Below are 557 nucleotides of genomic sequence, written 5' to 3'. Positions count from 1 at the left end.
CGGCGGGCGCGGGCGCCGCGCTGGTCGCCGCACTCGCCGACGGGCACGGCACGGTACGGCGGGCCGCGGCCACCGGCCTCAGGGAACTGGTCGAGGTGCTGCCCGCCACCCCCGAGCTCGGCGCGGCACTGACCGGGCGGCTCGCCGGAACCGACGCCCTCGTCCGGGCCACGGCGCTCGACGTGCTGCGCGCGCTCCGGCTCGGCGACAGCGCCACGTTCCGGGCGGGTGTGGACGATGCCGACCACCGGGTGCGCATCGAGGCGATCCGCGGCCTGGTCTCACTCGACGAGGCCGACCTGGTGGCCGCCGCCGCGGCGGACCCCTCCCGGGAGGTGCGCGTGTGGGTGGCCAAGGGCCTCGGCCTCATCGGCAAGCCGTCGCCCGCCCTCGCGGTCCTCGCCCGTGACCACGACCCGCTGGTCAGGGCGGCCGCCCTGGAGTCCTCCGGCACGGTCGGCACACCGCTGGAGGCGCGGGCCGTACAGGGGCTGGCGGACCCCGCCTGGCAGGTGCGGGTCGGCGCGGCCCGCTGCCTCGCGGCGGCGGACCGCGCG

At 79.5% G+C, this 557-nt stretch carries 1 protein-coding gene; it reads left to right on the top strand.

Features of this window, described 5'->3' with window-relative positions:
- The coding region (locus tag DQW85_RS21675) for a HEAT repeat domain-containing protein (RefSeq protein ID WP_205315293.1) at positions 1-557 on the top strand (557 nt) is incomplete at both ends.

Origin of the sequence: Nonomuraea lactucae, assembly GCF_003313395.1 — a bacterium.
Lineage (GTDB): Bacteria > Actinomycetota > Actinomycetes > Streptosporangiales > Streptosporangiaceae > Nonomuraea > Nonomuraea lactucae.
This window is presented reverse-complemented; position numbering and strand designations above follow the sequence as displayed.